This is a genomic window from Klebsiella sp. JB_Kp004 (assembly GCF_040065795.1).
GTDB lineage: Bacteria > Pseudomonadota > Gammaproteobacteria > Enterobacterales > Enterobacteriaceae > Klebsiella > Klebsiella quasipneumoniae.
Genome location: NZ_JBEAKW010000004.1, coordinates 158,036 through 175,090 on the forward strand (window position 1 = coordinate 158,036; position 17,055 = coordinate 175,090).

Genomic DNA, 17,055 nt, shown 5'->3' on the forward strand with positions numbered 1-17,055 from the left:
ACTATCATGGTCCCGCAGGCCATTGGATAGTCGTTAGCATGATGAGTAAAACCGAAATTTTTCTGCTGATTATTCTGGCGGTCGTGCTGCTGGGCAGCATATGGTTTATTTTCAGCGATGAAATTTGGCTTTTACTCTGCTATCTGGAGAGTCAGATATTTCCCACCTTTAGCGTTCCGGAATAATACTGTTTGCCCGAAACTACGCCCCTGAATATTATTTGCCGCCATTTCGTGGGGCGCGGACGACTAATCGCATGAATTGCCAAATCAATAAGGTTTTGTTTATTCTATTTATCATACAAATAGGTATACTAGCAGACTTCCGATGTTGGCCCGCCAGTTAACCTGCACGCCGGGCCTGTTTAGGTGCAGGTTTTTTCTTTTCCTCTCCCCTCGCTTACGGTTCCGCCTTCCTCATATCGTTCTTCCGCAGGATGCAATTTGTGTGTAAATGAATTGTGTATGCTAAAAACGGTGTGCTATAACGGGACATCCAGAGGCCAGCCTGGTGATTGACTGACAGGATGTCGCTGGTCATCGCGAAAGCAGACAGATTAAGATAAAAAGAGACCGAATACGATTCCTGTATTCGGTCCAGGGAAATGGCTCTTGGGAGAGAGCCGTGCGCTAAAAGTTGGCATTAATGCAGGCTAAGTCGCCTTGCACTATAAGAATAGTTTAACGCGTCAGCTTTTCCAGTCTGCGGCCAATGTGGCCGAATAATTCCTGGAAAAGAGGGCGCTGTTAGCGAAAAAACCGCCACTGCCGTTGTCCGGCAAGGGCGGTTTTTTTTATGTCATTACAGCGAGATAGCGCGAAAATCTAGCAGAGCTTCTGCGCGCGCTCGATAAACGGCGCGAGGCTCATTTTTTGCCCAGGGTGCTGCGGATCGTCGATCTGGATCACCGAGATCGGCTGGGCAGTGGTTTTGCCGGCTTTGACCTGCTGCTCAGCCACCTCATTGAGCGGATACTGGACCAGGGTGCTCGGGTTGATAGCGTAGAGGGCATTGCCCGGACGACAGGTCAACATCACCTCTTCACGGTTGAACGCCCAGCTCTCCTTTCCTACCTCAAAGCGGCTCACGGTGATAATTTGCGGCGCCGCCAGAGCAGCGCCGGAGCTTGCCAGTAACAACATGGTCAGAACAATTTTTTTCATGATTTTGCCAGTTAATTCAATAAGGTTCCCAGGTGGCAAACAGGCTGACGGCCAGCAGCGCCAGCGCGCCCAGCCCTATCTCGGCCTGCGTTGTTCGCAGGATCAGGCTTTCCGCCCGCGAACCGCTTGCCGACATGCGCGGTACCAGAACATACCTGTTCACTAACGCAATTACCACCATCCCGGCCACCAGCGCACATTTGATCAACAGCAGGCGTCCCCAGGGCGATGCGCCAATCAATCCTCCCTGGATCAACAGCGCATTGATCGCCCCGCTGGCAAGGGTGCCGGCGACGGCCAGATGCCCGTAGCGTGAAAAGCGCGCCATGGTATAGACCGCGGCCTGCCGCCAGCGCCCCTGCGCCAGGCGCAGGCAATAGATAAAGGGCAACAGGCCGCCGAACCAGCTGGCGACGCAGAAGAGGTGGACAGCATGATTAGTCCGCTGCAGGGCGCCGAGTAAACCATCATGCATGGCGGCATGCCCTACCCCAGCGGAAAGCAGCAGCTGGGCCGCCAGCAGGGCCACCAGCTGGCGGCCCAGCTGGCGGGGACGGATCCACACCACGGCGAGGGCGATCCACGCCAGCAGGATCTGCCAGATCCACACCCCGCCGAAGCGGGTACCCGCCACCGCCTGCCAGACGGCGGGTTGCCAGACATCCGCCCAGCCCTCGCCCATCATCCCCCCCTGCAGCAGATACAGCGCCAGGGTAGAGAGCGCGCCGATCAGCAGCAGCGGGCGCAACAGCGGATAGAAGCGCAGCATCAGTACGCGTCGCAGCGGCACCGGCGCCCACCAGGCGCCATACAGCACGCAGCCAAAAGCCAGCATCAGGGCGATAAAATGCCCAAAACGCAGGGTAATATAGAGCCCGGTCAGCATCGCTTACTTCACGCTAAAGGTGTATTGCCCTTTGGTTTTATGGCCATCCACTGAAACTACATGCCATGCCACAGTGTATTCTCCCGGCCGCAGGGTTTCCGCCACAGGCACGGTGACCTGGGTGGGGTTGTCGGCGCTGCGGGTCAGTTTGCCGGTGGCCACCGCATGCTGCTGCGGACCGGTGACGGACACCCCGCTGAACGCGGGTTCAATGCCTTCGGAGAAACTGAGCGTCAGCGTCTGCGGAGAAGCCGCCAGCTGCGCACCGGCGGCGGGGATCTGCTGCTGCAGGTGAGCGTGGGCGAGCGCGCCCGTCGCGGTTAATAGTCCGGCAAACGCAACGGAGAGGCGCATCGCGCGTCCAGCAAGAAGTCGCATATTTGTCATTCCCTTTTGTTATGTCTGTAGCACAGAGAATAACCCTGTATAATGGCAGAGTCGAGCCGGGCGTCAGGCCCTGACCGGGTTTACAAGCAGAGTGGAGTGTATGATGGAAAGAAATCTGGCCAAAATTTCGCAAGATGAGATGGATAAAGTCAACGTCGATCTCGCCGCCGCCGGCGTCGCCTTTAAAGAGCGGTATAATATGCCGGTGGTCGCTGATTTGGTCGAGCGTGAACAGCCCGCCCATCTGCGCGACTGGTTCCGCGAACGACTGATCGCCCATCGGCTGGCCTCCGTCTCGCTGTCCCGCCTGCCCTGGGAGCCGAAACAGAAATAATGCCTACTTCCCCCCTCGCCGTCGGTTGGCAAGCCTGGCCAATTGCTTTACGCTTATTGTTTTGCTCTGGAGCGAGCCATGCTGCGCGTCATTGATACCGAAACCTGCGGACTGCAGGGGGGCATCGTTGAAGTCGCCTCGGTCGACATTGTCGACGGGCAGATCACCAATCCCATGAGTCATCTGGTGCGTCCTGACCGCCCCATCAGCCCGCAGGCGATGGCTATCCACCGAATTACCGAAGAGATGGTCGCCGATAAGCCGTGGATTGAGGAGATTATTCCGCACTATCATGGCAGCCCGTGGTATGTCGCGCATAACGCCAGCTTCGATCGTCGGGTGTTACCGGAGATGCATGGCGAGTGGATCTGTACCATGAAGCTGGCCCGCCGGCTGTGGCCGGGGATCAAATACAGCAATATGGGGCTCTATAAATCACGTAAGCTGAACGTGGCCACGCCGCCGGGGCTGCATCACCACCGGGCGCTGTATGACTGCTATATCACCGCTGCGCTGCTGCTGGATATCATCAACGTTTCCGGCTGGACGCCTGACGAAATGGCCGATATCACCGGTCGGCCGGCGCTGCTCACCACCTTCACCTTCGGCAAATACCGCGGTAAAGCCGTCGCCGAGATTGCTGAAAACGATCCAGGCTATCTGCGCTGGTTATTCAACAATCTCGACCGCATGAGCCCCGAGCTGCGCCTCACGCTTAAGCATTACCTCGGGGAATAGCCCCTACACTGCCGCTTTCCCCGGCAGTGTCCCCTGCGCCAGGGCGATGAAAAAGGCGTACTCCAGCGCCACTCCCTCATAGCTTTTAAAGCGCCCGGATTTTCCGCCATGGCCGGAGTCCATATCGGTGCAGAGCAGCAGCAGGTTATCGTCGGTTTTCAGTTCACGCAGTTTCGCCACCCACTTCGCCGGCTCCCAGTATTGCACCTGGGAATCGTGCAGCCCGGTGGTCACCAGCATATGCGGATACGCCTGCGCCTTCACGCCGTCGTAGGGGCTGTAGCTTTTCATGTAGTGGTAATAGGTTTCATCCTGCGGGTTCCCCCACTCTTCAAATTCGCCGGTCGTCAGCGGAATGGTCTCATCCAGCATGGTGGTCACCACGTCGACGAACGGCACCTGAGCTATTACGCCGTGGAACAGCTCTGGACGCTCGTTAACGGCCACCCCCATCAGCATCCCGCCGGCGCTGCCGCCCATGCCATAGCAGAGCCGCGGGTCGCCGTACCCCTGGGCCAGCAGCCCGTCGCAGACGTCCAGATAGTCGTTGAAGGTATTTTTCTTACACAGGAATTTACCGTCCTCATACCATTGCTGGCCCAGCTCGCCGCCGCCGCGAACGTGGGCGATAGCGTAGACAAAGCCCCGGTTGAGCAGGCTCAGCCGGCTGGCGCTGAAATCGGCATCGATACTGTCGCCATACGAGCCATAACCATAGACCAGCAGCGGATTGCTCCCTTTACGAAAATGGTCGCGATGGTAGACCAGCGAGACCGGGACTTCGACGCCATCGCGGGCGGTCACCCACAGGTGCTCGCTCTGATAGCAGCGGGTGTCCAGCCCCTTCACCTCCTGCTGCTTGATCACCCGTCGTTCGCCGGTATCCATGTCCAGCTCAAACAGGGTGTCGGGCGTGGTCATCGAGGAGTAGCCGTAGCGCAGGCGCGACGTTTCAGGCTCCGGGTTATAGGCAAGCCAAGTGACATAGGCCGGATCGTCAAAGGCGATCCCTACCACCTCCCGGGTCCTGCGGTTAATCTGCCGCAAACTGGTCAGGCCGCGCTGACGCTCCTCGACGACCAGCCAGTCGGTAAACAGGGTAAATCCTTCGAGCATCACGTCGTGACGCGGCGGGATCAGCGTGGTCCACTGCTCTTCATCGCGCAGCACGGTACGGTAGAGGCCAAAATTCTTCCCCTCCCGGTTGGATCGCAGATAAAAAGCGTGCTGATAGTGATCGAGGCTATATTCATGATCTTTACGCCGCGGCAGGAAGCAGACCGGCTCGGCGTCTGGCAATTCGGCGTTGAGCAGCAGCACTTCGCTGGTGGTGGCGCTGGAGAGATAGATCACCACGAACTGCTGGGATGTGGTTTTATGCACGCTGACGTAGAAGGTCTCATCTTTTTCCTCATAGACCAGCGCGTCGCTCTGCGCCGGCGTCCCGACGGTGTGGCGCCAGACCTGATAAGGAAGCAGCGTGGTGGGATGTTTACGCACATACCACACAAAGCGTGAATCGTTGCTCCAGGCAAAGCCGGAGGTGACATTTTCCAGGGTCTCCGGATACCACTCGCCGTTGCTGAGGTCGCAAAAGCGCAGCCCGTACTGGCGGCGGGAGAGATAATCTTCCGCCACCGCCATCAGCTGGTTGTTGGGCGCAATGCCCAGCCCGCCCAGGGTGTAAAACTCGCTTTTCGCCGCCCGCTGGTTGGCATCAAGCAGGATCTCCCACTCGTCCCACTCCTCTTTCAGCACCGACTGGCGCTGGTAGATAGCGTATTCGCAGCCCGGCTCGTACACCTGACGATAGCGAAAGCCGTTTTTGCTGTAGGGGGCCGAGACTTCCCGCTGCGGAATGCGGTCGATAATCTCTTTCAGCAGACGCTCCTGCAGGCTGAGCTGCGAATCCATCACTTGCTTGCCGTAGGCGTTTTCCGCGTGCAGATATTCCAGCACATCAGGCCGCGCGCGTTCATCGTCGCGCAGCCAGTAATAGTTATCGATGCGTGTATCGCCATGCAAGGTCATGGCGTGAGGGATCCGTTTGGCTTTAGGTGGCATGTTATTCTTCTGCTGCTTTTTCGTGACACAAGAGCATTCAGGCCGCAGGGTGGCGCCTGAATGATGACGTGTCTATAAGGGTGGCAAAAGACGCGGGCGATGCAAGCGAAACGTGATAATTTAAACGCTTAGCGCCTGTTTTTGTGACTGGATATCCTGTTCGATGTCGGCCCGGACATCTTTTGGCAACGCCAGGGCCTCACCCAGGGCGTTGAGATAGCTGCGCTCCATAAAGTGGTCGATATCGATCACCGCGCAGCTGACGTAGTAGATCTCCAGCGCCTCCTGCGGGTCAACGATGCCCTCGGCGAGACGCTGCGGATCCAGCGGCTGAGCCAGCGCCTGGTCAATCAACACCCTGGCCTGAACGTCAATATTGGCCTCCCGAAGCTGGGCTTCAATCTTCGCCCGCTCGTGATCGTCGATATGCCCATCGCTTTTGGCGGCAAACACCAGGGCGGTGATCAGCCGCACGCTGCGCGGATCGACATCCGCCGGCGCCGCAGCCGTCTCTGGTGTCGGGGCGGGCGTGTTCTGAGCGCGCATTTTCTGCTGATACTTGTTCCACAACACAGTACCCGCTACTGCCCCACCGCCAGCCAGCAGCGCGCTGGTGCCATATTTCGCCAGCAGCTTGCGTGACGATTTGCTGGCCACCAACAGCCCTGCCAGCCCGCCGATGGCGCCGGGCAGCAGAGCGCTTCCTTTTGACGATTCGCCGGACGGCGACGCGCCCTGCTGTCCGAGCAGCGACTGCAGTTGATTTAGCCAGTTAGCCATGGTTTTCCTCTCAGGTGACAAACACTGTTATCAGCCTAAACGACGCGATGTCAGGAAATGTTAGATATGGCTAAAGATGCGCAAAGGTGCGCGCGGCGGCGGTACCGGGTTCAGCCGACCAGCCGACCAGCCGACCAACCGACCAACCGACCAGCCAGCCAGCCAGCCAGCCAGCCAGCCAGCCAGCCAGCCAGCCAGCCATCAGGCCGCTTTGGCTTTCCGCGTTTTGGCAGCCGGCGCGGCGGCATCTTCCGCCGGGGTAGCCTCTGCGTCCGTTGACGGCGCGGGCGCATCGTGCGCAGTCGCATCCTGCTCCGGCAGTTTGCCGGCGCGCAGGATATGCTGCAGCGCCTCTTTACGCTCCGCCAGCCACATCGCCATGGTATCGCGCTGGGCATCATCCATTTCCAGCGGCGATGCTACCAGCCAGTCATTCAGCACCTCTGCCAGATCGAGCATTTTGTCGTAAGCGTCGGCCTCTTTTTTGCTGGCAAAAGACATTTTTTCCTCACCTTCGCGGATCACCACATATTTAATTTCAACCGCCATGCTGCAGCCTCTTGATACTGTATTTTTATACAGTATAACAAATTTCCCTTCCGGACTCAACTCACGCGCGTAAAGACAGACGCAAACGTTTTCGTTTATAATCGACCGCATCTTTTTTTACTGCGGAAGAGAGTTATGACTGTATTAGGCACCGCGCTGCGCCCGGCAGCCACCAAAGTTATGCTGTTAGGCTCCGGCGAGCTGGGTAAAGAAGTCGCCATTGAATGTCAGCGCCTGGGCATTGAAACTATCGCCGTCGACCGCTACCCCGATGCCCCGGCGATGCAGGTCGCCCACCGCGCCCACGTCATCAATATGCTGCACGGCGAGAGCCTGCGCGCGCTGATCGAACAGGAAAAACCTGATTACATCGTGCCGGAGATCGAAGCTATCGCCACCGATACCCTGGTCGAACTGGAGCAGGCCGGGCAGAAAGTGGTCCCCACGGCGCGGGCAGCGAAGCTCACCATGAACCGCGAAGGCATTCGCCGTCTGGCGGCAGAAGAGCTGCAGCTCCCCACCTCCAGCTACCGTTTCGCCGACAGTGAAGACGTCTTCCGCGCGGCGGTCGCGGAGATCGGCTTGCCGTGCATCGTCAAACCGGTGATGAGCTCCTCCGGTAAAGGACAAAGCTTTATCCGCTCGGCTGACCAGCTCAGCGAAGCCTGGCGCTACGCCCAGCAGGGCGGCCGCGCCGGCGCCGGGCGGGTGATCGTCGAAGGGGTGGTGAATTTCGACTTTGAAATCACCCTGCTCACCGTCAGCGCCGTCGATGGCGTGCATTTCTGCGCCCCGGTCGGCCATCGTCAGGAAGATGGCGATTATCGTGAATCCTGGCAGCCGCAGCAGATGAGAGACCTGGCCCTTGAACGCGCTCAGGATATCGCCCGTAAGGTAGTGCTGGCGCTGGGGGGGCATGGCCTGTTCGGCGTGGAGCTGTTCGTTTGCGGCGACGAGGTGATCTTCAGCGAAGTCTCCCCGCGCCCGCACGACACCGGAATGGTGACGCTTATTTCGCAGGATCTCTCGGAATTCGCTCTGCACGTTCGCGCCTTTCTTGGGCTGCCCGTCGGCGCCATCCGCCAGTATGGCCCAGCCGCTTCCGCGGTGATCCTTCCGCAGCTGACCAGCCAGAACGTCAGCTTCGGCCAGCTGCAGTCGGCCGTCGGAGCTGGCCTGCAGCTGCGTCTGTTCGGCAAGCCGGAGATTGACGGCACCCGTCGTCTGGGGGTGACCCTCGCCGTCGCCGATTCAGTGGAAGAGGCCGTAGCGCGGGCTAAAACCGCCGCCGCGGCGGTTATCGTCGAAGGATAAATAATAAAAAAACCCGGTCGCGTTGCCGCTGACCGGGTTGTTGACCTTGAGGCGCGGTTTACTTCGCGCCTTCCACCGCTTCACGCGCCAGGGTGGTGATGCGATCGTAGTCGCCAGCTTCCAGGGCGTCGGCCGGCACCAGCCAGGAACCACCGATACACAGCACGCTGTTCAGCGCCAGGTAATCACGGTAGTTGGCCGGGGAGATACCGCCGGTCGGGCAGAAACGAATGTGACCGAACGGACCAGCAATCGCCTGCAGCGCTTTCACGCCGCCGTTGGCTTCCGCCGGGAAGAATTTAAACTCTTTCAGACCGTACTGCATGCCCAGCATCAGCTCGGAGACGGTGCTGATCCCCGGGATCAGCGGAATAGTGCCGTCTTCGGTCGCCGCTTTCAGCAGAGATTCGGTCAGTCCCGGGCTGATAGCGAACTGCGCGCCGGCTTCTGTTACCGCTTTCAGCTGCTCGACGTTGGTAACTGTGCCCGCGCCGACAATCGCGTCCGGCACTTCTTTAGCAATCGCGCGGATCGCCTCCAGGGCGCACTCGGTGCGCAGAGTCACTTCCAGGACGCGCACGCCGCCCGCGACCAGCGCTTTCGCCATCGGTACCGCGTGTTCCAGCTTTTTCACTACGATAACCGGGACAACCGGACCGGAGGTGAGGATTGCTTCTGCTGTTGTTTTCCAGTTTTTCATCAGGATTTTCTCTCGCCAGATCTAGAAATTAAATCGTCTTAAAAAGTGATGCAGGTTGCGCCCTGCTCCGCGCCAGAGAGCTTCTCACGCAGCGCCCCAAACATCTCCCGACCGGTTCCTACGCGCGACGCGCTGAGGTCAGGGATATGCGGCTGACGCGCCGCCAGTTCGGCATCGTCCACCAGCAGCGTCAGTTCCCCCGTCTGCCCGTTCACGCGAATAAGATCGCCATCGCGCACTTTCGCCAGCAACCCACCATCATAGGCTTCAGGCGTGACATGGATGGCTGACGGGACTTTACCGGAGGCGCCAGAGAGTCGGCCATCGGTCACCAGCGCTATTTTGAAACGGCGGTCCAATAATACACCAAGTGGCGGCATAAGTTTATGTAATTCTGGCATCCCGTTCGCTTTTGGCCCCTGATGGCGGACCACCACCACGCAGTCTTTGTCCAGCAGACCCGCTTCAAAGGCCGGCAACACGTCGTGCTGGCTCTCGAACACCACCGCCGGCGCTTCAATCACCTGGTTCTCTACCGGGACTGCCGAGGTTTTCATGACCGCACGGCCGAGGTTACCGCTCAGCACCTTGGTGCCGCCGTGACGGGAGAACGGTTTCTCGAAAGTCGCGATGACCTGATCGTCAAGCGGCGCCGTCGCGCCTTCCCGCCAGTCCAGCTCGCCGTTGTTGAGCCACGGCTCGAGGGTGTAGCGCGACAGGCCGAAGCCGGCGACGGTGTGAACGTCCTCATGCAGCAGGCCGCCTTTCAGCAGCTCGCGCACCAGAACCGGAACGCCGCCCGCCGCCTGGAAATGGTTGATATCCGCCGGGCCGTTGGGGTAGAGGCGCGCCAGCAGCGGCACCACGTCTGACAGGTCGGAGAAATCATCCCAGTTAATGATGATGCCCGCCGCGCGGGCCATCGCCACCAGGTGCATGGTGTGGTTGGTGGAACCGCCGGTCGCCAGCAGCGCCACAATGCCGTTGACCACCACTTTTTCGTCAAACATTTTGCCCAACGGCATCCACTCGTTGCCATTGCCGGTCATGCGGGTGACCTGGCGCGCGGCGGCAGCGGTCAGCGCTTCCCGCAGCGGGGCATCCGGATGGACGAAGGACGATCCCGGCAGCTGCATGCCCATAAACTCCACCACCATCTGGTTGGTGTTCGCCGTACCGTAGAACGTACAGGTCCCCGGAGCGTGGTAAGAAGCGGCTTCGGACTCCAGCAGCGCCATGCGGTCAACTTTGCCCTCAGCGTATAGCTGGCGAATGCGAACCTTCTCTTTATTAGGCAGGCCGCTGGCCATCGGACCGGAGGGAATAAAGACCGACGGCAGGTGGCCGAATGAGAGCGCCGCCATGGTCAGTCCGGGCACAATTTTATCGCACACGCCGAGATACAGCGCGCCATCGAACATGTTATGCGACAGGCCGATGGCCGCGGACATGGCGATCACTTCGCGACTCAGGAGAGAGAGCTCCATGCCGTCCTGTCCCTGGGTCACGCCGTCGCACATCGCCGGCACGCCGCCGGCCACCTGGCCGACCGCATTGGCGCTGTGCAACGCTTTGCGAATGATATCCGGGTAGTGTTCGTAGGGCTGATGCGCGGACAACATATCGTTGTAGGAGGTGATGATGGCGATGTTGTTGCGCAACATGCTTTTCAGGGAGGCTTTGTCGTCGGCCTGACAGGCCGCGAAACCGTGAGCCAGATTGCCGCAGGCCAGTTGCGCACGATGCACGGTGTCGGTTTTGGCCTGGTTAATCCTTGCGAGGTAAGCCGCGCGGGTATCACGCGACCGTTCGATAATGCGATTTGTTACCCGTAACATTGTCGAATTCATAAAGGCTCCTCAAAATTTTATCTGTCCGGCCGCTGCGAGATGACGTGTTTTGGTGCCCGAAGCCACCAACACCAGCGCTCAGGGGCAAAATGTCTGTAGGCAGTGTAATAAAAAAAGCCCCGTGGGTGAATCCTCACGGGGCTTAAAAGATTAAAAAGCGTGCGACTTTCTGCGTCAGATCATGTTACCGGTAAAATAACCCTGACGGATAAGACCGCGAGCTTACTCGAACTCGTTCCACGAGCGGCCATCGCGGGTGATCATGGCCACCGAGGCCACGGGTCCCCAGGTCCCGGCCTGATACGGTTTCGGCGCATCGCGGTCGGCCGCCCAGGCTTCGGTGATAGAGTCCACCCACTTCCACGCCTCTTCCACTTCATCACGGCGGACGAACAGCGCCTGGATACCGCGCATGGTCTCCAGCAGCAGACGTTCATAGGCATCGGCCAGATGCGTCTGATTGAAGGTTTCGGAGTAGCTCAGATCCAGCTTGGTGATCTGCAGGTTATGCTTGTGGTCGAGGCCCGGCACTTTGTTCAGGACCTGGATATCCACCCCTTCGTCCGGCTGCAGGCGAATAGTCAGCTTGTTCTGCGGCAGCTCCTGCCAGGTCTCTTTAAACAGGTTCAGCTCCGGCGTTTTGAAATAAACCACCACTTCGGAACATTTGGTCGGCAGACGTTTGCCGGTGCGCAGATAGAACGGTACGCCAGCCCAGCGCCAGTTATCGATATCAACGCGGATCGCCACGAAGGTTTCGGTGTTGCTGGTTTTGTTCGCCCCCTCTTCTTCGAGGTAGCCTGGCACTTTTTTGCCCTGGGCAAAGCCGGCGGTGTACTGGCCGCGAACGGTTTTCTCGCGCACGTTGGAGCGGTCAATACGGCGCAGGGATTTCAGCACCTTGACCTTTTCATCACGGATGCTGTCGGCGCTGAGATCGGACGGCGGCGACATGGCAATCATGCACAGGATCTGCAGCAGGTGGTTCTGGATCATGTCGCGCATCTGTCCGGCCTGGTCGAAGTACCCCCAGCGCCCTTCAATGCCTACCTCTTCCGCGACGGTGATTTCCACATGATCGATGGTACGGCAGTCCCAGTTATTGACGAACAGGGAGTTGGCAAAGCGCAGCGCCAGCAGGTTGAGGACCGTCTCTTTTCCGAGGTAGTGGTCGATACGGTAGACCTGGCACTCTTCAAAAAACTCGCCGACCTGATCGTTGATTTCCCGCGAGGTTTCCAGCGAGGTGCCCAGCGGTTTTTCCATGACCACGCGCGCAGGCTTGGCATTGAGCTTCGCTTCGCCCAGACCTTTACAGATGGCGCCAAAGGTGCTCGGCGGCATGGCGAAATAGTTGATGGTGACGCGATTCTTTTGGTCCAGCATGTCACCCAGGCGGGTGAAGCCGCTGGTGTCATTGACGTCAAGATTACAGAACTCCAGGCGTCCGCTCAGGGTATCCCACAAACCTTCATCAATTTTTTCCTTCATGAAGGTTTCCAGCGCTTCGCGCACCACTTTGGTGTAAGCCGCTTTATCCCAGTCGGCACGGCCGACGCCAATGATCCGGGTGTCGGCGTGGATCTGGCCCGCCTTTTCAAGCTGATACAGGGAAGGCAACAATTTACGCCGCGCCAGGTCGCCCTTCGCGCCGAAAATGACCAGGTCGCATGCCTGGGCCGTTTGCGTTACCGCCATGTCATTCTCCTCAGTTGATAGTCTGGTGCTTTTGCCAGGCTATATTTGTAATTTTCTTACACTGCACTGTACTGTGTTTACGTATTTCCCGAAAGCCTTCCCCTCCGTTTGCGGCGGGAAAACCGCACAGGGTGAAAACATTCGGCGATGATTTGGGCATCTGGCTGATATTGCTCGTTGTTTGTACCTGTTTCAGGTCAGTAAAATACGACTCTGATCATGTAATGAAAAAAAACAACATTTTTTCCCGTCATTCCTCACCGCTTGCGCTTGCGGAGGGGTATATTCTTGCTAAAACGCCCGATGATTTCACCCATTAATGAAATCGTTTCCATTGATGAGCGCCCTGTTACTAATGAACATGCTGGAAAAAATCCAGTCCCGACTGGAACACCTTAGCAAATCTGAACGCAAAGTGGCGGAAGTGATCCTTGCCACCCCCGCGCAGGCCATTCATTCGAGCATCGCCGCCCTCGCCCTTGAGGCCGGGGTGAGCGAACCGACCGTCAATCGCTTTTGCCGCAGTCTCGAAACCCGCGGCTTTCCTGACTTCAAACTGCATCTCGCCCAGAGCCTTGCGCACGGCACACTCTATGTTAACCGCAATGTTGATGAAGACGACAGCGTTGAGTCATACACGGGAAAAATATTTGAATCGGCCATGGCGAGTTTAGATCAGGTCCATCATTCTCTCGACATGTCGGCAGTGAATCGCGCGGTGGATCTCCTGACTCAGGCCAAAAAAATCGCCTTTTTCGGCCTGGGCTCTTCGGCGGCGGTCGCTCATGACGCGATGAACAAATTTTTCCGCTTTAACGTGCCGGTCATCTATTCCGACGACATTGTCCTGCAACGCATGAGCTGTATGAATTGCGATGACGATGATGTGGTGGTGATTATCTCGCATACCGGAAGGACCAAGAGCCTGGTGGAGCTGGCGCAGCTGGCCCGTGAAAACGATGCCATGGTGATCGCCCTCACCTCTCCCGGCTCTCCGCTGGCCCGGGAAGCCACGCTGGCCATTACCCTGGATGTGCCGGAAGATACTGACATCTATATGCCAATGGTCTCGCGTCTGGCCCAGTTGACCGTCATTGACGTGCTGGCGACTGGCTTTACCCTGCGCCGGGGAGCAAAATTCAGAGATAACTTGAAGAGGGTCAAGGAAGCGCTGAAGGAATCGCGTTTTGATAAAGAACCGTTCGTACCCAGTGATAATCAATAAAAGTTGATAACAAGCAGTACCCCATTACACCTTCGATAACGATCCGGCTGTGCGACGTTGCAGGCTGGCGCTACCGAATCCATGTTCACGCAACACCAAAGTTGTATCAGTCAACGGAGTATTACATGTCCAGAAGGCTTCGCAGAACCAAAATCGTTACTACCTTAGGCCCGGCAACTGACCGCGATAACAACCTGGAAAAAGTTATCGCCGCGGGCGCAAACGTAGTGCGTATGAACTTCTCTCACGGCACCCCGGAAGATCATCAGCTCCGTGCCGATAAAGTGCGTGAGATTGCGGCAAAACTGGGCCGTCACGTAGCCATCCTCGGCGACCTCCAGGGACCAAAAATTCGCGTATCGACCTTTAAAGAAGGCAAAATTTTCCTCAACGTCGGCGACAAATTCCTACTCGACGCCAACCTCGGCAAGGGCGAAGGCGACAAAGAGAAAGTCGGAATCGACTATAAAGGCCTGCCGGCGGACGTTGTGCCTGGCGATATCCTGCTGCTCGACGATGGTCGCGTGCAGCTGAAAGTCCTCGAAGTTCAGGGGATGAAAGTGTTCACCGAAGTGACCGTCGGCGGCCCGTTGTCCAACAACAAAGGGATTAACAAGCTGGGCGGCGGCCTGTCTGCCGAAGCGCTGACTGACAAAGACAAGGCCGATATCGTCACCGCCGCTAAAATTGGCGTCGATTATCTCGCCGTCTCCTTCCCGCGCTGCGGCGAAGACCTGAACTACGCCCGTCGCCTGGCGCGCGATGCCGGTTGCGATGCGAAAATCGTCGCCAAAGTCGAGCGTGCGGAAGCCGTCTGCGACCAGGACGCCATGGACGACGTGATCCTCGCCTCCGATGTGGTGATGGTTGCCCGCGGTGACCTCGGGGTCGAAATCGGCGATCCGGAGCTGGTGGGCATCCAGAAAGCGCTGATTCGTCGTGCGCGTCAGCTGAACCGTTCCGTCATCACCGCCACCCAGATGATGGAGTCGATGATCACCAACCCGATGCCGACCCGTGCGGAAGTCATGGACGTGGCCAACGCCGTGCTGGATGGTACCGATGCGGTGATGCTCTCCGCGGAAACCGCTGCCGGTCAGTACCCGTCGGAAACCGTGGCCGCGATGGCGCGCGTCTGTCTGGGCGCCGAAAAAATCCCGAGCCTCAACGTCTCCAAACACCGTCTGGACGTCCAGTTCGACAACGTGGAAGAAGCGATTGCCATGTCGGCGATGTATGCCGCCAACCACCTGAAAGGCATCACGGCCATCATCACCATGACCGAATCGGGCCGTACCGCGCTGATGACCTCGCGCATCAGCTCCGGTCTGCCGATTTTCGCCCTGTCCCGCCACGAGCGCACCCTGAACCTGACCGCCCTCTACCGCGGGGTGACGCCGGTGTTCTTCGACAGCCAGAATGACGGGGTGGCCGCTGCGCACGATGCCGTCAATCTGCTGCGGGACAAAGGCTACCTGGTCTCCGGCGATCTCGTGGTCGTTACCCAGGGTGACGTGATGAGTACCATCGGCAGCACCAACACCACGCGTATCCTCACCGTCGAGTAAGCCTCGGTCTCTACCTGCCAGCGCTACGGCTGGCAGGTATTTTTTTGCCCAACGCCCGGCAGGCTACACCATCCAGCTCAGCAATAGCGTCGCAGCGATCACCGTCGACGCCCCACCGATACGCGTCGCAATCTGTGCAAACGGCATCAATCCCATGCGGTTTGAGGCCGAGAGAATGGCGACATCCCCCGTTCCGCCCAGCCCGCTGTGGCAGCTGGTAACGATGGCGGCTTCCACAGGATACATATTAAGACGTGAAGCGATAAAGAACCCGCTCAGCGCCATGGCAATGACAATGGAGCCGCACACCACGACGTAGCCAACGGAGAAGACCGAGACCACGCTCTCCAGCGGTACATACAGCATGCCCAGGCCGATCATCAGCGGCCACACCAGCGCGGCGGAGACGAACTTGTAGCAACTGTGCGCCCCCAGCTCCATCGCCGCCGGGATAACTTTTGTATATTTGCAGAATACCGCCGCCAGAATCATCAGAACCGGCCCCGGAATATGCACCACCTTCTCCAGCAGACCGCCGATGATGAAAAAGGCGCAAATCATCAGCAACCCGGCGCCCATGAGCTGAAAATCGGTGGGCTGCGTACTCTGATTCTGCGCAAAGACGCTATTATCTTCATGGCTGCGGATCAGCATCCCGTTGCCGGACAGCGCCGGGCGACGAGCGCCCATGCGGGCCAGAAAGCCGGCGCAGATAATGGCGAAGATGTTACCCACCACCGCCGCCGGCGCCAGTTGAGCCACGTAGACATCTGGCGCCTGTCCGAGGATCGCCGAATAAGCCAGCGACAACGGCAGGATCCCTTCGCCGATGCCGCCACCGATAATCGGCACAATGATAAAGAAGAAGGTGTGATACATACTGTAGCCGAATAAGCTGCCCACCAGCAGGCCGGTTACGATTGCCGCGCCGGTTCCGACCACCAACGGGACAAACATGCGCACCATCCCCTGGATCAGAATCGTGCGGTTCATGCCAAGGATACTGCCGACCACCAGGCAGGCGATGACGAAATAGAGGAGATTGGCCTCCTTCATCAGCAAATGCACGGTATCGAGCGTATGCGCTTCAAATACGCCAAAGTAGACCAGCACTGAGGGCGTCATCAGACACAAAATCGCCGGACCGCCAATATCTTTTAACACCGGCACCATGCGGCCAATTTTCGCCAGTGCGAACCCCAGGGTCATGATGACCGCCAGTCCGCCAATCATGTTTTTTGGCAACAACCCCGCGCCAGCGGAGAGCGCCACTATCGCGGCGATACCTATAAACAGCGTTAACGGCACGGCGCCGACTTCGATATTGGCGAAAAGTCGAGTCGCTTGCCCGTTCGGCAACGTTTTATCTATCGGGTGGTTGAGTGAATTATTTTTCATATTTTTACCTGAATAATAAGGAGGTCACGTAGGGTCAGGATGCAATATTAAAATCGCGCAGCACTATGAACTAAAAAGCACTAAACGCGGTATCAACTAAATACACTGAAACGGTAGCACAGGACTTTAAAACTAAAAACGACAACCGTATTAACGCTGCCGGCTTTGTGACTGAGCCATAAAGTTTATTTTAAGTAATTTAATTTATTATCGCGAAGCTAAAGTTATCGCCAGCTAAAATAATGAACTCTGTTAATACAACGCTATGATTTAATAATCTTTTCTCTATTTGTAAGTAAAGTAGCCAAGGCGAAATTATTTAAAGCCAGATGACTGTGATGGCTATCACCTTTTAAATATTAGGGGATCGTTAGATTGGCAGCACAACAACCCGATAATAT

At 57.8% G+C, this 17,055-nt stretch carries 18 protein-coding genes; 7 read left to right on the top strand and 11 right to left on the bottom strand.

What is annotated here, in order from left to right; translation table 11 throughout:
* The first annotated feature begins 41 nt into the window (after positions 1-41).
* Entirely contained in the window at positions 42-185 is a 144-nt protein-coding gene (locus tag ABLX76_RS04925; protein ID WP_032425946.1) for an Ecr family regulatory small membrane protein, read from the top strand.
* Between the two features lie 639 nt (positions 186-824).
* Here the strand turns inward: ABLX76_RS04925 and ABLX76_RS04930 are convergent.
* The 3 genes from ABLX76_RS04930 to yobA are packed head-to-tail and all read right to left on the bottom strand — an operon-like array spanning position 825 to position 2,427.
* Entirely contained in the window at positions 825-1,163 is a 339-nt protein-coding gene (locus ABLX76_RS04930) for a YebY family protein (RefSeq protein ID WP_002911404.1), read from the bottom strand.
* 16 nt (positions 1,164-1,179) lie between these two features.
* Positions 1,180-2,049, bottom strand: a complete 870-nt coding sequence (copD, locus tag ABLX76_RS04935; protein ID WP_348874104.1) for a copper homeostasis membrane protein CopD — start codon at positions 2,047-2,049, stop codon at positions 1,180-1,182.
* A gap of 3 nt (positions 2,050-2,052) precedes the next feature.
* A complete protein-coding gene (gene yobA / locus ABLX76_RS04940; protein ID WP_032453372.1) occupies positions 2,053-2,427 on the bottom strand; it encodes a CopC domain-containing protein YobA in 375 nt (124 codons plus the stop codon).
* A 112-nt stretch (positions 2,428-2,539) separates the two neighbouring features.
* On the opposite strand from yobA, the gene ABLX76_RS04945 reads away from it, so the two are divergent.
* Positions 2,540-2,770, top strand: coding sequence for a DNA polymerase III subunit theta (locus ABLX76_RS04945; protein ID WP_002911406.1), 231 nt, complete (start codon positions 2,540-2,542; stop codon positions 2,768-2,770).
* A gap of 78 nt (positions 2,771-2,848) precedes the next feature.
* The gene (gene exoX / locus ABLX76_RS04950) at positions 2,849-3,508 is read left to right on the top strand and encodes an exodeoxyribonuclease X (RefSeq protein ID WP_023290237.1); all 660 of its coding nucleotides are present in this window, start codon (positions 2,849-2,851) and stop codon (positions 3,506-3,508) included.
* A gap of 3 nt (positions 3,509-3,511) precedes the next feature.
* Here exoX and ptrB read toward each other — a convergent pair whose 3' ends face one another.
* A complete protein-coding gene (gene ptrB / locus ABLX76_RS04955; RefSeq protein WP_186976664.1) occupies positions 3,512-5,572 on the bottom strand; it encodes an oligopeptidase B in 2,061 nt (686 codons plus the stop codon).
* A 120-nt stretch (positions 5,573-5,692) separates the two neighbouring features.
* Entirely contained in the window at positions 5,693-6,352 is a 660-nt protein-coding gene (locus tag ABLX76_RS04960) for a tellurite resistance TerB family protein (protein WP_032453375.1), read from the bottom strand.
* A gap of 86 nt (positions 6,353-6,438) precedes the next feature.
* On the opposite strand from ABLX76_RS04960, the gene ABLX76_RS04965 reads away from it, so the two are divergent.
* Positions 6,439-6,615: a PT domain-containing protein gene (locus tag ABLX76_RS04965; RefSeq protein WP_348874107.1), complete on the top strand. Its 177-nt coding sequence runs from the start codon at positions 6,439-6,441 to the stop codon at positions 6,613-6,615.
* Here ABLX76_RS04965 and ABLX76_RS04970 read toward each other — a convergent pair.
* On the bottom strand, positions 6,554-6,901 hold the full coding sequence (locus ABLX76_RS04970) for a YebG family protein (RefSeq protein WP_023290240.1): 348 nt from the start codon (positions 6,899-6,901) through the stop codon (positions 6,554-6,556). The two genes, ABLX76_RS04965 and ABLX76_RS04970, sit on opposite strands and share 62 nt — an antisense overlap.
* Positions 6,902-7,036: 135 nt before the next feature.
* Between ABLX76_RS04970 and purT the strand changes: the two genes are divergently transcribed.
* Positions 7,037-8,215 carry a formate-dependent phosphoribosylglycinamide formyltransferase gene (gene purT, locus ABLX76_RS04975; protein ID WP_218810796.1) on the top strand — a complete coding sequence of 393 codons (1,179 nt, stop codon included), beginning with the start codon at positions 7,037-7,039 and terminating at the stop codon, positions 8,213-8,215.
* A 58-nt stretch (positions 8,216-8,273) separates the two neighbouring features.
* Here the strand turns inward: purT and ABLX76_RS04980 are convergent, their stop codons facing one another.
* The 4 genes from ABLX76_RS04980 to ABLX76_RS04995 form a co-directional block, all read right to left on the bottom strand.
* Positions 8,274-8,915 carry a bifunctional 4-hydroxy-2-oxoglutarate aldolase/2-dehydro-3-deoxy-phosphogluconate aldolase gene (locus ABLX76_RS04980; protein ID WP_002911423.1) on the bottom strand — a complete coding sequence of 214 codons (642 nt, stop codon included), beginning with the start codon at positions 8,913-8,915 and terminating at the stop codon, positions 8,274-8,276.
* Between the two features lie 38 nt (positions 8,916-8,953).
* A complete protein-coding gene (gene edd / locus ABLX76_RS04985; RefSeq protein WP_023290242.1) occupies positions 8,954-10,765 on the bottom strand; it encodes a phosphogluconate dehydratase in 1,812 nt (603 codons plus the stop codon).
* A gap of 222 nt (positions 10,766-10,987) precedes the next feature.
* Complete coding sequence (gene zwf, locus ABLX76_RS04990) at positions 10,988-12,463, bottom strand: glucose-6-phosphate dehydrogenase (protein ID WP_086075572.1); 1,476 nt, start codon at positions 12,461-12,463, stop codon at positions 10,988-10,990.
* A gap of 10 nt (positions 12,464-12,473) precedes the next feature.
* The gene (locus tag ABLX76_RS04995) at positions 12,474-12,623 is read right to left on the bottom strand and encodes a hypothetical protein (protein ID WP_032453387.1); all 150 of its coding nucleotides are present in this window, start codon (positions 12,621-12,623) and stop codon (positions 12,474-12,476) included.
* A gap of 159 nt (positions 12,624-12,782) precedes the next feature.
* Between ABLX76_RS04995 and ABLX76_RS05000 the strand changes: the two genes are divergently transcribed.
* Positions 12,783-13,688 carry a MurR/RpiR family transcriptional regulator gene (locus ABLX76_RS05000; RefSeq protein ID WP_072096624.1) on the top strand — a complete coding sequence of 302 codons (906 nt, stop codon included), beginning with the start codon at positions 12,783-12,785 and terminating at the stop codon, positions 13,686-13,688.
* Positions 13,689-13,813: 125 nt separating this feature from the next.
* On the top strand, positions 13,814-15,256 hold the full coding sequence (pyk, locus tag ABLX76_RS05005; protein WP_002911440.1) for a pyruvate kinase: 1,443 nt from the start codon (positions 13,814-13,816) through the stop codon (positions 15,254-15,256).
* A gap of 63 nt (positions 15,257-15,319) precedes the next feature.
* Here pyk and ABLX76_RS05010 read toward each other — a convergent pair whose 3' ends face one another.
* Positions 15,320-16,654, bottom strand: a complete 1,335-nt coding sequence (locus ABLX76_RS05010; RefSeq protein WP_049013980.1) for a 2-hydroxycarboxylate transporter family protein — start codon at positions 16,652-16,654, stop codon at positions 15,320-15,322.
* Positions 16,655-17,055 lie beyond the last annotated feature (401 nt).

Bases quoted from the DNA above. Each gene is read 5' to 3' on its own strand.
- ABLX76_RS04995 (WP_032453387.1), bottom strand. From the start codon at position 12,623: ATGCCCAAATCATCGCCGAATGTTTTCACCCTGTGCGGTTTTCCCGCC.
- pyk (WP_002911440.1), top strand. From the start codon at position 13,814: ATGTCCAGAAGGCTTCGCAGAACCAAAATCGTTACTACCTTAGGCCCG.
- zwf (WP_086075572.1), bottom strand. From the start codon at position 12,463: ATGGCGGTAACGCAAACGGCCCAGGCATGCGACCTGGTCATTTTCGGC.
- ABLX76_RS04925 (WP_032425946.1), top strand. From the start codon at position 42: ATGAGTAAAACCGAAATTTTTCTGCTGATTATTCTGGCGGTCGTGCTG.
- ptrB (WP_186976664.1), bottom strand. From the start codon at position 5,572: ATGCCACCTAAAGCCAAACGGATCCCTCACGCCATGACCTTGCATGGC.
- ABLX76_RS04970 (WP_023290240.1), bottom strand. From the start codon at position 6,901: ATGGCGGTTGAAATTAAATATGTGGTGATCCGCGAAGGTGAGGAAAAA.
- exoX (WP_023290237.1), top strand. From the start codon at position 2,849: ATGCTGCGCGTCATTGATACCGAAACCTGCGGACTGCAGGGGGGCATC.
- edd (WP_023290242.1), bottom strand. From the start codon at position 10,765: ATGAATTCGACAATGTTACGGGTAACAAATCGCATTATCGAACGGTCG.
- purT (WP_218810796.1), top strand. From the start codon at position 7,037: ATGACTGTATTAGGCACCGCGCTGCGCCCGGCAGCCACCAAAGTTATG.
- ABLX76_RS05000 (WP_072096624.1), top strand. From the start codon at position 12,783: ATGAAATCGTTTCCATTGATGAGCGCCCTGTTACTAATGAACATGCTG.
- ABLX76_RS05010 (WP_049013980.1), bottom strand. From the start codon at position 16,654: ATGAAAAATAATTCACTCAACCACCCGATAGATAAAACGTTGCCGAAC.
- yobA (WP_032453372.1), bottom strand. From the start codon at position 2,427: ATGCGACTTCTTGCTGGACGCGCGATGCGCCTCTCCGTTGCGTTTGCC.
- ABLX76_RS04945 (WP_002911406.1), top strand. From the start codon at position 2,540: ATGGAAAGAAATCTGGCCAAAATTTCGCAAGATGAGATGGATAAAGTC.
- copD (WP_348874104.1), bottom strand. From the start codon at position 2,049: ATGCTGACCGGGCTCTATATTACCCTGCGTTTTGGGCATTTTATCGCC.
- ABLX76_RS04930 (WP_002911404.1), bottom strand. From the start codon at position 1,163: ATGAAAAAAATTGTTCTGACCATGTTGTTACTGGCAAGCTCCGGCGCT.
- ABLX76_RS04960 (WP_032453375.1), bottom strand. From the start codon at position 6,352: ATGGCTAACTGGCTAAATCAACTGCAGTCGCTGCTCGGACAGCAGGGC.
- ABLX76_RS04980 (WP_002911423.1), bottom strand. From the start codon at position 8,915: ATGAAAAACTGGAAAACAACAGCAGAAGCAATCCTCACCTCCGGTCCG.